This window comes from Paenibacillus sp. 32352 (assembly GCF_002042965.1).
Lineage (GTDB): Bacteria > Bacillota > Bacilli > Paenibacillales > NBRC-103111 > Paenibacillus_S > Paenibacillus_S vulneris.
The window spans coordinates 158,032-169,862 of record NZ_MZNT01000015.1 but is presented as its reverse complement, the minus strand read 5'-3'; the positions used below and the strand labels follow the sequence as shown (position 1 = coordinate 169,862).

Here is an 11,831-nt window from a genome sequence, read left to right as displayed (position 1 = left end):
ACTCCTTCATGTTCGGGTGAGACTTCACGTTCAACCGTTTACGTTAACCGATTCGGTTTTCCGAATAAATAGCCTTGTCCCATCTTGATACCCAAAGACAAAGCGGTATCCAAATCCTCGTCTTTTTCGATTCCTTCCAGGATCAGATTGGCCTCGTCATTGCAGTACTCGGCAAACAGTGCGACAACTTTTTGTTTTTTCCTGGATGTACTCAAGTCAGAAGCAAAGAATCGGTCGATTTTGATAAAATCAGGCGAGACGTCCACAATATTTCGAAAAGAAGTTGTTCCATCTCCTACATCGTCCAGGGCTATCAGGAAATTCAGTTCACGCAGCAATCGGATGGCATCTCTGAAAGAAGCGCTTTTCCATAAGAGGCCCTCATAAATGGACTCGTTAATCTCAAATACGATTTGGTTTCTATATAGCTCGAATCGCTCGGCAAGGGAGTCGAGTAAGTCGATAAATAAAGGCGAGACCAAAGTTGAAGGGAAAATGTTAATAAACAACAGGTTATGTTCACGTGAGCCCGGAAATTCAAAGTAGGCTGAAATCGCCTGGAAAATTGAAAAAGAATCGACTTCGAACAACTTGTTCTGCTCCATGGCGCGCTGAAATAAAAGATCCGGATTCATGTTGGAGTTACTGCGAATGAGGGCCTCGTAACCAAGGATTCTCTTTTCGGGAAACCCCAAGATGGGCTGGAACACATGATAAAAATCGTTTTGTACTATTAATTGTTCAATATTCGGCATCGAGGCTACTCCCTTTGCTGGAGAATCAAAATAAGAAGCCACCCCGATTTGGGGCAGCTTTGAGCTCGGAAGCAATAATTTCGGCAACCCAGCTACCATAGATATCATCCTTAGGCCTGAAGTTTTGCGCCCCCATTTTTCAATGGGTTTGCCGTTTCGTTTTTTATGATCCTGAAAGAAAGGGATCAGCCTGAGGACCTACGAATAGAACCTCCCCCTTTTGAATGAAGTTGGATCATTTACGACAAAATCCTTCTTTATACCCAATAATTCGCGCAAAAAGCGCCAACTCCTTCCAAACGGGTGTTCCTAAGAAACCGTATTTATCCAAAAAATAGGTAAAGACTTGTCATTTAACATAGAGAATCGCGGTAAATAAGCAGCAAGCGGTTGGTTCAGATCGTCCCAACCGCTTGCTTTTTTCATAGCTTGAATCACTTTTTACGAATCTTCGGTTGCCGGTTCCAACAGTTCCCGTAAAATACGATACGCTTGTCGCTGTTTGGCATCGTTGTGTTTGAGCAATAAGAGAATGCTGGCCCATAACCATTTTTTTTGTTGCAAATTGGCCTCTTTCTCGTCGCTGAATAAATCGTATACGCTCATATGTAATGCCAAAGCAATTTTTTCAATTGTCTGAAGTTTGACGTTTTTTTCGCCGCGTTCAATCTGACCAAGATATGTCGCGGCCATGCCGATCGATTCGGCTAGTTGTTCCTGAGTCAAATTTTGCTCCATGCGGTATAGGCGAATTTTTGCTCCGACTATTTGTGCAAAGGTAGACATAATGTCCCTCACAACCCCTCTCTATAGTAAAGTGTAGTCAAAGCAGTCGGAGGGATGGAGTACTCTTAAACTACAGTCCATTCAATTGATTGTACCTTTAAAATCTTTGCGATATAATTTTCCAAAGAGCTTATTTTGTCACAAATTCCTTTAAGCCAATATTTTCGATAAAAAGGAGTCAGAAGTCATGCATCATGTCATGATCGCTGCGCAGACTGTATTGTTTGGGAAACGGCAGGAAATCGGCTTGAGCCATAATCAAGTGGTCCAGCTTTCCAAGGAGATTACAAGACTGACTCGATTATTGGAAAGCGTAAGTCAACAGACTGAGAATGGAATGCGAGAAATAAGGGGAAGGGTTGCCACGAGGCTGCTCAGCAAGGAACAACTGCTCGAATGTATAGCGACAGCTTGGGACATGGGACTTGAAGAAGAGTTTGTTGCTTTTTTGTTCAAGGAGCTGCTATGGATGGAATCCGATACGGAATTGTCCGAAATGGAATAGGAGGTTGTCTTCAGAGAGAAAGCTTGATGGATGTAAAATGGTTACGGCATTGCTGCCGACGTGGAAGCGCGATTGATCGGATGTATCAATCGCGCCGCGAATCCATCATTTGAAAATCGGAATTTTCAACATCTAGGCTTGACTGGGCTTTAACTTGTACCTCCCCGTATTGGTCAGTTGAACATGGATTCGTATGTTTCGTAAAGAATCCTCATGCAGCACAAAATGATTTTCGTCTTCAATCCGGTGCCATACCGTGGGATCGCGTCGAAACAACGACTCGCCGAGATTATAAACATCGACCTTTCGCTCAAAGCCTTTCCGGTAAGTATGGCGGATTTGTTCTTCAATCTTTCGTTCGGCCAGGTCGATCAATTCTTTTTTGGACATTTCCTGATGCATCTCGTTAATGCCTGCCTTTATCGTTAGCTCGACGTCAAAATAAACGCGAAGATCTTGAACCGACGGCTTGATGCGCACTTTTGGCTTCTCCATAACCAATACAGCCGCTAACGATTTTCCGCGTTCGAGAGAAAGCGGCACGCGAACTGTTTTTTTATGCAGCCAGGGCAATCCATGCAAATCGTCCGGATCCAATTCTCCATGGTACCGATTGTTCCAAAACACGGTTATACCTGCATATTCCAACAATGGATGCGTTTTTCTGCTAACTTCCCACTGATTCTTCTCGATACGCAGAGAAGGCAAGTAAGTCATGCGCGCAGCTTCTTTCAGCGTCATAACAAATTGATACAGCCTGATTGGCGGGATGATCGACCGTTGCCGATACGGTTCCTCCGGGCTATGCAAAATGGACATCATCGGGGACTCATTAAAGAAAGGAGTCGAGTTGAAAATATTTTCAATTGATTCTTTGGTACTAAAAACCCAAACCAAATAGCGGATTTCCCTGTAACGGTTCAGCAAATCCATTACATCCTGAAATTTGTTCTGTTTCAAAATAGGTTCGCTGAACACGAGCGCGGAAACATGCCCCCAAAACACTCTTTGTTGCGACGTCTCATATAAATGGTTTACCGCTTCCGTAAACGATGCGCCCGTTCCTTTCCCCACCCATACAGGCGCTTCTTTTGCTTTTTGCTGGCCTTCCAGCTTGGCGACGCTGGAAAAATCAATCAGTTGCAAATACACAATGTACTTTCCGTCGTCATAATCAAACCCGATAGCCGTTACATAACTGATATTTTGAATTTCCTTCATATTCCAGCAACCGGTCGTGATAACGAGCAGAACAATCAAGATTCCTGTTAATTTCACGCCTTTCATTTTGACTGTTCTCCCTGGTTCGTATCGTCAATCGGATGAAGCATCTTCGGACGCTTTCGCTTCCATGCCATTGGTAACCGAAACAATGCATGCGGCAAGTCTCTGAAATACGGAGGTGACATCGGAGCCAGATACGGGACCCCGAAAGACTGAAGAGACGCCAGCAAAACCAGCAACAAAAATACGCCGAGAAAAAAACCGTATAAACCGAATATGCAAGAAAATATAAACAGTATGATTCTCAGTATGCTCACCGCACCTCCTAACGCCTGATTGGTAAGTGTTGCGCCGAATACATGCGTGATCGCGCCGATGATCACGATTCCGGGCGACAAAATTCCGGCTCGAATGGCTGTATCGCCCAAGATTAAGCCTCCTACAACGGTAAGTGTCGAACCGATAGAGGAAGGAAGGTGAACGCCGGCCTCGCGCAACATTTCAAGAAAAATGAGCGCAAGAAACATCTCCAGGCCGGTGGATAAAGGGATTCCGAGACGATTCACAGTCAGCGTCGCAAGCAAATAAAACGGAAGTTGGTCTTGATGATAAGAAAGCAGGCAGAGCCAAAATGCCGGAAGCATGAGCGACACGAAAAAACCTAACAACCGCAACATCTGTCCGAACGTTGAGGATAACGCTGTAAAGTGGATGTCTTCCGGCGTTTTGATCAGGAGCATTAAGTTGGCGGGGCCTATGAGCGCTGCCGGCGTTCCGTCCACCAATATAACAAATCTTCCGTTCATCAAACAATTGACGGTAAAGTCTGGTCTTCCGGTATACGCCATAAGCGGAAATAGCGCCCATGTCGGTTCGATCATTTCTTCAAGTTCCGTAGCACTGAATACCCCGTCAATGGTTATCTTTTGCAGGCGCTGTTTCACTTCCTGTAAGACCTTTGGATCGGCAATATCATACATATACATCAATCCGATCCGGGTTTGGGTACGTTCGCCAAGAACGATTTGCTCATAGGCTAACGAAGGCGATTTAATCCGTTTGCGGACAAGCGCGGCATTTGTGGCCAACTCTTCCACAAAACAATCTTTGGCTCCCCGAACGGAGACTTCGACGTTGGATTCTTCCGGTTTTCTCGCCGGCAGCTTGGCAATGTCAACGGAACAGATAATCCGAAGCGCAGGAATATACATGAGCAATTTGCCATCAAAGACTTGTTGCGTTGCTTTCCGTTGCCAATTCACATCCGGCAGACGTTCCAGTTGAAGCTGACTCGCCGTTTGAAGCATGCCCGCGTCTGTAAAGCCGTATGTCTCATAGAAACGTTGCAACCGGGGAAGCACTACCTCATGAATCATATGTTGGCTATCGCTCATCCCTTCGCAGAAGACGAACAGCACGGTTGAACGTTCCTCTCGTGCGTTCAAGGTGTAGGTATGATGCTTGACATCGGCGCATCTATTGAACAATTTTAAAATAGCTGAAGCATCGATGATTTCAATGGATGGCAGTTCGGAAGTTGAAGGGGATGGCCGAAAAGAGTCGGCGATCGATCCTGCAGATTTTTTGAAAACAAACGGTCTCAACCACCTTTTGAGCATAGGGATTCACCTTCTCATTCTATTGGAAATCCAGATTTTCGCGACAAACAAAGCCGTCAAGCCCAGAGCAGCGTAAACGGACGCCGGAAAAAACACGTTTCCAAGAAAAGCAAGGAACCGGGCATCGCTGACGGGCAGAACAACGGAAGCAATCATCAGTGCGCCGAAAAAGATGAACCATGGCAGTCGCTTGTCCGGTTTCCAAATGTCAACCATAATAAACAGAGCCAGCGAGACACGAACAAACGTGCCGGAAAGCCACTGGTAGATGGAGAAGAAATCAAGGTGCGAGATATATTGCCCGAGTTGAACCAAACGCCATTGCTCAAAAGCAGGGTAACGCTGATTTGCCGCCTCAGCAGGTCCAAACACGGCGATGGAACCCATCAGCGGTCCCAGAATCAAACCGGCCAGCAGCACATTCACGAACATGAGAGTGCCGAATCGAGGTCGTTTGGTTAAATGCTCCTGATAAAAGAGAATGCAGATTAACTCCAGTAGCCCTCCCGCGGCATATATAACGCCTTTCCATACAGGCTCCCACCCAAATTCGATGACTGGAAACAGCAGGCTGTAATCCTTGTACTTGTAATTTGCTGTCATCACAAAATCACCGAGCACGATCACAACCGGGAGCAAAATGCCTGTGACGATTGCAATTACTCGCAACCCGGCATACGCTGCCAAAAGATTGCACGCGACTCCCGCCAGCACCAACGCAAAAGCCGGTGTCTGTGGCAAATAGGAGGCAATCGTCCAGGTGATGGTGTCTTTGAGTGAAATGGCGCCCATTGCGAACAGATACAACGTGATTAAAATAAGCATACCGTTTGCCGGAAGTTTGCCGAAATGACGATACAGCCAGGTTTTGACCGGCGTCCCATTCATGTTTTTAAGAATATAGGATAAACAGGCGATCCAGACTTGCGATACTGCCAAAACGGCTAAAACGGTTACCCAGGCATCTCTTTTGGAAGCAGTCAGCAAAAGCGGGATAATAATCACGTGGTTCAGAATCCCGATCGCCATCAGGATCAGCATGTATCCTTGAAGCAACGATATTTTATGATTGGCCGGTGCGATATCCATCACCACTTTCCGAATGAACCTCTTCTTATGCTTTCCAAATTTCCCCTTGCTAAAACAACATGTCTGACAACAAAAAAACGTGAACAAAACCAAATGAGAAGATTTCGTTTAAATAGTCATTCATTTGCTGGTCAATCGACGCCGCAACATATTTTCCTTCTGTCGTTAAGGAAAGCAGATTCACCCGCCGGTCATCGGGATCGGGCGTTTTTTTACTAATTTCATCTTGATTAACGACTGAGACTTGTCGGCTGAATGTCGTGATATCGGTCCCTAATGCCTCTGCTACTTGCTGGATGGAAGGCTTGTGCTGGCGATCAATTTCGTAAAGAATATGGCTTTGAATAAAGGAGATGTCGCAGCCACCGGCAGAACAGCAGTTTTATCCAGAAAGCCAAAGCGACGAGTCATGATTTGAAATAATTCGCGTACATTTTCCACGGTGCTTCACCTCATGAATCAGTTATACAACAGTCATTTGCAAGTAATAATTTGCTTGCATTGCAAAAAAATAAGTACTCCGGAAAGGGTTTGTCTTAGACAGGCTATTGTAGAGGGAATATAAAAGTATCATTTTCCATATTGACTTTTTATCATACATAAATAACAATATGGTTATAAGGTTTTAAGTTTGGTGGTGATAAGAATGCCAATGGAATTTGAAAAAATAGCAGATATTCTGAAAGCTCTTGCCGATCCGACAAGGCTGAAAATCCTTTCTTTGCTCCGTGTTCGCGATTGCTGCGTGTGTGAACTGGTTCCCATCTTTAACATTTCCCAGCCAGCTATTTCCAAACATGTAAGCCGTCTAAAAACGGTGGAACTGGTCCGCGAAACGAGAAAGGGGCAATGGGTGTTCTACTCCATCAATGAGAAGCGGTTAGAGGAAATTGGTTATGCTCTGTCCCACTTGCCTGATCTATCCGAGGAGCTGCGGAATTTGGAGCAACAAGGAATGACGGTTACATGCGAGTAAAGGGGGTGTACAGCAAGTGAGTAAACAAGAGAGAAAGCGACTCTCATTTCTGGATCGCTATTTGACGTTATGGATTTTTGTTGCGATGGCGATAGGAATTGGCTTGGGTTACGTATTTCCTAACTTTGTCGCCGGCTTGAATGAATTTCAAGTTGGAACCACATCGATACCGATTGCACTTGGCCTCATTTTAATGATGTATCCGCCGCTGGCGAAGGTACGATACGAAGAAATTGGCCGTGTCTTCCGAAATGGCAAAGTGTTAACCATTTCATTGATTCAAAACTGGCTCATTGGCCCGATCTTAATGTTTTTCCTGGCTATTATTTTCCTCCAAGGCTATCCGGAATATATGGTCGGCCTGATTATGATCGGTTTAGCCCGTTGTATTGCAATGGTCATCGTTTGGAACGATTTGTGCAGAGGGGATGCCGAGTACGCGGCGGGACTCGTTGCTTTCAACTCGATCTTTCAAGTTTTGTTTTATTCCGTCTACAGCTATATCTTTATTACGATTTTGCCGGGATGGTTCGGGTTGGAAGGCGTCGTTGTTGACATTACGATGGTAGAAGTTGCCAAGAGTGTGTTCATTTATTTAGGGATACCGTTTTTGGCAGGAATGATTACTCGCTATTCTCTTGTAAAAGCAAAAGGACAGTCCTGGTACGAAACGGTCTTTATTCCGAAAATCAGCCCCATTACGCTGATCGCGTTATTGTTTACGATCATCGTCATGTTCTCGCTGAAAGGCGAAATGATTATCCAATTGCCGTTCGATGTCGTGAGGATCGCGATTCCGCTTTTGATTTACTTTGTCGTCATGTTCTTGATCTCGTTTTTCATGGGCAAAAAAGCAGGGGCTGGTTATCCGGTGACTTCTACACTGGCATTTACTGCCTCGGGGAATAACTTCGAGCTGGCGATTGCCGTTGCCGTCGGGGTGTTTGGTATTCATTCCGGCGCAGCATTTGCGGCCGTCATCGGTCCTCTTGTGGAAGTCCCCGTGATGATTGCCTTAGTCAACGTCGCGCTCCGATTCCAGCGGAAGTATTTTTCAAAGCAAGCAGCTTAATATAAACAGGAGGACTCATCATGTCAGAAAACAAAAAACTCGTTTATTTCCTTTGTACAGGAAACTCTTGCCGCAGCCAAATGGCGGATGGCTTTTTGAAGGCTCTCGGTACTGATCGCTACGAAGTAAAAAGCGCCGGGTTAGAGGCACATGGGCTGAATCCCCGTGCCGTCCAGGTGATGAAGGAAGCTGGCGTCGAAATTAGCAGCCATACATCTGATGTCATCGATCCGGAGATTTTGAATCTGGCAGACTATGTGATTACGTTATGTGGCCATGCAGACGAACATTGTCCGGTGATTTCGAATAAAAACGTCGTGAAATGGCATTGGGGCTTCGATGATCCGGCCAAGGCGACCGGCACCGAGGAAGAAATCATGAGCCAATTTCGAGCGGTTCGGGATGCGATTAAGTCGCGTATCGAAAAGTTTCTAGCCGAAGGTCGGTAAATTTGAACGGGAATGTAAAGTTGTAGACTAAACATTGTCATTACTCCATGGGCAGGATTAAATGAGTAAAGAAAGAAATGTATCCTCACCCTTAAGCCCATTCTCGTCTACATGAGGAGTGGTTTAGGATGGATTGCTGTACATGTTAAAGCTTCTGCTTTAGAAACCATTCATCCCGACAACTCTTATTTATTTTGTTCGAACTCTGCTTACGCAACCGTATATTATAGTGGAATCATTCGCAATCATTTGCCGAGGATGACTTGAAAGTGGCTGTGTAACAAAAGAATCCGAGCATGGGCGTGTCTGTATGTTACTGTTTCAGTTGGACGAGAGAGCGCCTCGCAGTCGATCTCATTTTTGCTTAGATAAACGATAAGATTGTTAGAACACTTTTTTATTTATCCGCTCGACAATCATGGTAACCTTTTAATTTTCGATATTGTCTAGAAACTGTTCTTGTCGAAACAATATGAATAGTGTTCGAGATTCACGTGACCTTCTGACAAGTCGACACAAAACAATATTTTTAATCTGTCATTGTCTTGCACTGAATAAACGACGCGAGTCATAATACGCGATTGATGCTCATTGACACCTTTTGCAGCGGATGAGCCATGATCACTTTGTATTGCTGAAGTGCAAGTTGCATAGCCATTCACCTCATTTCGTCCTTAGGGCGATTTCAAATGAGATTAGGCTATGTCCTTGCTGGATCAGCCTTTAAACTGGTGATCACTTCTTTTTGAGACTCCTTGTTTGATAACGCCGCGCATTCACGGAAAGCAAAATGTTTACAACCTAGACATTTATTCAAATCCAGTTGCAATAGCGCGAAGTTAAGTGCCTCACCGGTATGTCCAAAAAAATGTTCAGCCCCAATCAGCGTATACAACCCTGTTCTCTTCAATACATCTAAAGGCTGAGCTTGAATTCCGGATACAAGAATAATCCCACCAAATTTCTCGAAATGCATCACCAAACTGGAAAGATTTGATTCACCCGTCGTATCCATAAAAGGTACTTTTCCCATGCGCAGCAGTAACACTTTCGGTCTTAGATGAATCGAATCCATAATGGACTTTTCAAACATGTTCGCGGCGCCGAAAAAGAGGGGGCCTTCGATGGTATAGATCCCAATTTGTGGACAATCGTGGCCTTCGGTCACCATATGAGCTTTCACTTTTTCATGTTTAACTGTTGGGTCAGGCAATACCTTGGAAACCAATAACCCATCACTCATTCGTTTCACAAACAGTATAACAGCCAAAATTAATCCGACTTCAACGGCAGTCGTTAAATTCGTAAAGACCGTTAGCAAAAAGGTAATGAGAAGGACAAAAGAATCGCTCGTTTTGGTTTTTAAGACGTGAGCAAATTCTTTTCGTTCGCTCATGTTCCAGGCAACCAGCATTAGAATCGGTGCCATACTAGCAAGTGGGATCTCTGATGCATAAGGTGCAAACAAAATGAGCACCAGCAATACAACAATACCATGTATAATACCTGACAGGGGTGAGATCGCACCGTTTTTGATATTGGTTGCTGTTCGTGCAATGGCTCCTGTCGCTGGTATGCCTCCAAAAAGAGGGGTTACCATATTGGCGATGCCTTGCCCAATCAGTTCCCGATTGCTGTTATGACGACTGTCGGTCATGCCGTCGGCAACAACCGCCGATAATAAAGATTCGATGCTGCCCAACATGGCAATAGTAAAGGCGGGGCGAATCAAATTTTCAATGCGATCCCAGGTTAGATCAGGGAAATGAAAATGGGGTAGGGTGCTTGGAATAGCTCCAAATGACGATCCAATCGTTGCAACTTCCCCTTTAAAGAATACGGTCGCCACTATAGTGGATACGATAAGCCCTACCAAGGAACCAGGGACCTTCGGTAAAAATTTCGGTGTTAGGAGGATAACTGCCAAACAGACGACCGCTGTGATAATACTGTAGAAATTCGTAGTAGCGAGATGCATTACAATTTCCTTCATATTGGGTAGAAAATTCTCATGTTTCTCGATACCGCTCAAACCTAAAAAGTTGGCAATTTGTCCGCTGAAGATTATGACGGCAATTCCAGCGGTAAATCCGATGGTTACAGGGCGAGGAATAAATTTTATCAACGCACCGAGTTTAAACAGCCCCATGAGAACAAGAATAATTCCCGCCAAAAATCCTGCAAGCAATAAATTTTCGTATCCATATTCCATGACGATCGCGAAAAGGATCGGAATAAATGCACCGGTCGGGCCGCCGATTTGAAATTTAGAACCTCCGAACAAGGAAATACAGATACCGGCAACGATGGTGGTATAAATGCCATATTCCGGTTTTACACCAGCAGCAATAGCAAACGCCATCCCTAATGGAATGGCGATAATGCCAACAATGAGGCCTGAAATGAGATCCTTCCGGAATGCGGCTGCATGGTATCCTTCAAATCTTCCCGTCCATTTCATCTGAATTACCTTCTCTTCTTCATATATTTGATTATTTGAATATATGTGAAATGTTACTCCTGTCATCGAATAATGTCAATCGTAATAATCTCGCGTCGCTCCGCATGTTCCCGACTGCAAAACGAAAAAACAAGGTGATCCTTGATGTTGCTCATGGATACCCTTGTTTTTCAGTTTAAGATTCATTTCGAATGACCTCAAGTAATGAAATGGCATCCACGAGATGATTATCGAAGATCTGCTTTGTGACTGCGAGCAGGTCTTTAATCAGCGGGTCACGTAACGAATAAATGACAGAAGTACCGTCTTTTATGCCCGTCACCACATTTTTATTTCGCAATACGGCCAACTGCTGAGAAACGGCTGAACCTTCTGAGCCTAAAATACTCTGTATCTCATTTACGTTTTTATCTCCTTCACTCAGAACCTCCAGGATTCGAATCCGCATGGGATGCGCCAGCGCCTTAAAAAAATCGGCTTTAAACTGTTGGATATTTTGATTCATGGCTAACGCCTCCCTCAATTAAATAATGTTTTCTCCGTTTTTCTCGCCTTTTCGCATGATTTCATCTTTGACATCCAAAGCCCCCTTGGATAGGATTTGACGAGGAGCGAATATTTGGGATCGACCTGTTGGCGGGAATAGAGGTGGTGGTCACCCCGCTTTTTTAAAGCCGTATGGTCGCATATGGATCTCCACATGAACCCTTGTGGTTTACCCTCCCATATCTCCCTGGGTCGATGCCCTTACATTCCTTCGTTCTACCTCTCAAGGGGTGGAGGCCAGGCAAGCTCCTTAACGGGGTCGATGCCCTTATGGTGATGATTTCTCCCGGCCTATCCGTGCTTCGTTTGTCAAAGATCAACATGTGTATAAGCGATGAAACGAAAGCGA

11 protein-coding genes, 1 pseudogene and 1 riboswitch are annotated in these 11,831 nt (G+C 44.8%); of the genes and pseudogenes, 4 read left to right on the top strand and 8 right to left on the bottom strand.

The window, feature by feature from the left end; genetic code table 11:
- Window positions 1-38: 38 nt before the first annotated feature.
- Together B1728_RS29065 and B1728_RS29060 are read right to left on the bottom strand one after the other, a co-directional pair.
- A complete protein-coding gene (locus B1728_RS29065; protein WP_079913991.1) occupies window positions 39-755 on the bottom strand; it encodes an EAL domain-containing protein in 717 nt (238 codons plus the stop codon).
- Window positions 756-834: 79 nt separating this feature from the next.
- Window positions 835-918, bottom strand: a riboswitch (cyclic di-GMP riboswitch).
- 278 nt (window positions 919-1,196) lie between these two features.
- Window positions 1,197-1,541: a helix-turn-helix domain-containing protein gene (locus tag B1728_RS29060; RefSeq protein WP_079913921.1), complete on the bottom strand. Its 345-nt coding sequence runs from the start codon at window positions 1,539-1,541 to the stop codon at window positions 1,197-1,199.
- Window positions 1,542-1,728: 187 nt separating this feature from the next.
- Between B1728_RS29060 and B1728_RS29055 the strand changes: the two genes are divergently transcribed.
- A complete protein-coding gene (locus B1728_RS29055) occupies window positions 1,729-2,046 on the top strand; it encodes a hypothetical protein (protein WP_079913920.1) in 318 nt (105 codons plus the stop codon).
- A 132-nt stretch (window positions 2,047-2,178) separates the two neighbouring features.
- On the opposite strand, the gene B1728_RS29050 is transcribed toward B1728_RS29055, so the two are convergent.
- The 4 genes and pseudogenes from B1728_RS29050 to B1728_RS29035 form a co-directional block, all read right to left on the bottom strand.
- Window positions 2,179-3,333, bottom strand: coding sequence for a Ger(x)C family spore germination protein (locus B1728_RS29050; protein WP_079913919.1), 1,155 nt, complete (start codon window positions 3,331-3,333; stop codon window positions 2,179-2,181).
- Window positions 3,330-4,889: a spore germination protein gene (locus tag B1728_RS29045; protein WP_079913918.1), complete on the bottom strand. Its 1,560-nt coding sequence runs from the start codon at window positions 4,887-4,889 to the stop codon at window positions 3,330-3,332. Before B1728_RS29045 ends, B1728_RS29050 begins: the two co-directional genes overlap by 4 nt.
- 6 nt (window positions 4,890-4,895) lie before the next feature.
- Window positions 4,896-5,978 carry a GerAB/ArcD/ProY family transporter gene (locus tag B1728_RS29040; RefSeq protein ID WP_079913990.1) on the bottom strand — a complete coding sequence of 361 codons (1,083 nt, stop codon included), beginning with the start codon at window positions 5,976-5,978 and terminating at the stop codon, window positions 4,896-4,898.
- Window positions 5,979-6,072: 94 nt separating this feature from the next.
- Window positions 6,073-6,419: pseudogene (locus B1728_RS29035) on the bottom strand (MarR family winged helix-turn-helix transcriptional regulator); the annotation flags it as partial.
- Between the two features lie 211 nt (window positions 6,420-6,630).
- On the opposite strand from B1728_RS29035, the gene B1728_RS29030 reads away from it, so the two are divergent.
- From B1728_RS29030 to arsC, 3 genes are read left to right on the top strand one after another with little or no spacing between them, the layout of a single operon-like run.
- Window positions 6,631-6,954: an ArsR/SmtB family transcription factor gene (locus B1728_RS29030; protein ID WP_079913989.1), complete on the top strand. Its 324-nt coding sequence runs from the start codon at window positions 6,631-6,633 to the stop codon at window positions 6,952-6,954.
- A 16-nt stretch (window positions 6,955-6,970) separates the two neighbouring features.
- A complete protein-coding gene (gene arsB, locus B1728_RS29025; protein WP_079913917.1) occupies window positions 6,971-8,026 on the top strand; it encodes an ACR3 family arsenite efflux transporter in 1,056 nt (351 codons plus the stop codon).
- Between the two features lie 20 nt (window positions 8,027-8,046).
- Window positions 8,047-8,475, top strand: a complete 429-nt coding sequence (arsC, locus tag B1728_RS29020) for an arsenate reductase (thioredoxin) (protein WP_079913916.1) — start codon at window positions 8,047-8,049, stop codon at window positions 8,473-8,475.
- A gap of 700 nt (window positions 8,476-9,175) precedes the next feature.
- Here the strand turns inward: arsC and B1728_RS29015 are convergent.
- Window positions 9,176-10,936 carry a SulP family inorganic anion transporter gene (locus tag B1728_RS29015; protein WP_079913915.1) on the bottom strand — a complete coding sequence of 587 codons (1,761 nt, stop codon included), beginning with the start codon at window positions 10,934-10,936 and terminating at the stop codon, window positions 9,176-9,178.
- A 175-nt stretch (window positions 10,937-11,111) separates the two neighbouring features.
- A complete protein-coding gene (locus tag B1728_RS29010; protein WP_079913914.1) occupies window positions 11,112-11,441 on the bottom strand; it encodes an ArsR/SmtB family transcription factor in 330 nt (109 codons plus the stop codon).
- Window positions 11,442-11,831: the final 390 nt, after the last annotated feature.

Bases quoted from the DNA above. Each gene is read 5' to 3' on its own strand.
- B1728_RS29055 (WP_079913920.1), top strand. From the start codon at position 1,729: ATGCATCATGTCATGATCGCTGCGCAGACTGTATTGTTTGGGAAACGG.
- B1728_RS29050 (WP_079913919.1), bottom strand. From the start codon at position 3,333: ATGAAAGGCGTGAAATTAACAGGAATCTTGATTGTTCTGCTCGTTATC.
- B1728_RS29030 (WP_079913989.1), top strand. From the start codon at position 6,631: ATGGAATTTGAAAAAATAGCAGATATTCTGAAAGCTCTTGCCGATCCG.
- B1728_RS29040 (WP_079913990.1), bottom strand. From the start codon at position 5,978: ATGGATATCGCACCGGCCAATCATAAAATATCGTTGCTTCAAGGATAC.
- B1728_RS29045 (WP_079913918.1), bottom strand. From the start codon at position 4,889: ATGCTCAAAAGGTGGTTGAGACCGTTTGTTTTCAAAAAATCTGCAGGA.
- arsC (WP_079913916.1), top strand. From the start codon at position 8,047: ATGTCAGAAAACAAAAAACTCGTTTATTTCCTTTGTACAGGAAACTCT.
- B1728_RS29060 (WP_079913921.1), bottom strand. From the start codon at position 1,541: ATGTCTACCTTTGCACAAATAGTCGGAGCAAAAATTCGCCTATACCGC.
- B1728_RS29065 (WP_079913991.1), bottom strand. From the start codon at position 755: ATGCCGAATATTGAACAATTAATAGTACAAAACGATTTTTATCATGTG.
- B1728_RS29010 (WP_079913914.1), bottom strand. From the start codon at position 11,441: ATGAATCAAAATATCCAACAGTTTAAAGCCGATTTTTTTAAGGCGCTG.
- B1728_RS29015 (WP_079913915.1), bottom strand. From the start codon at position 10,936: ATGAAATGGACGGGAAGATTTGAAGGATACCATGCAGCCGCATTCCGG.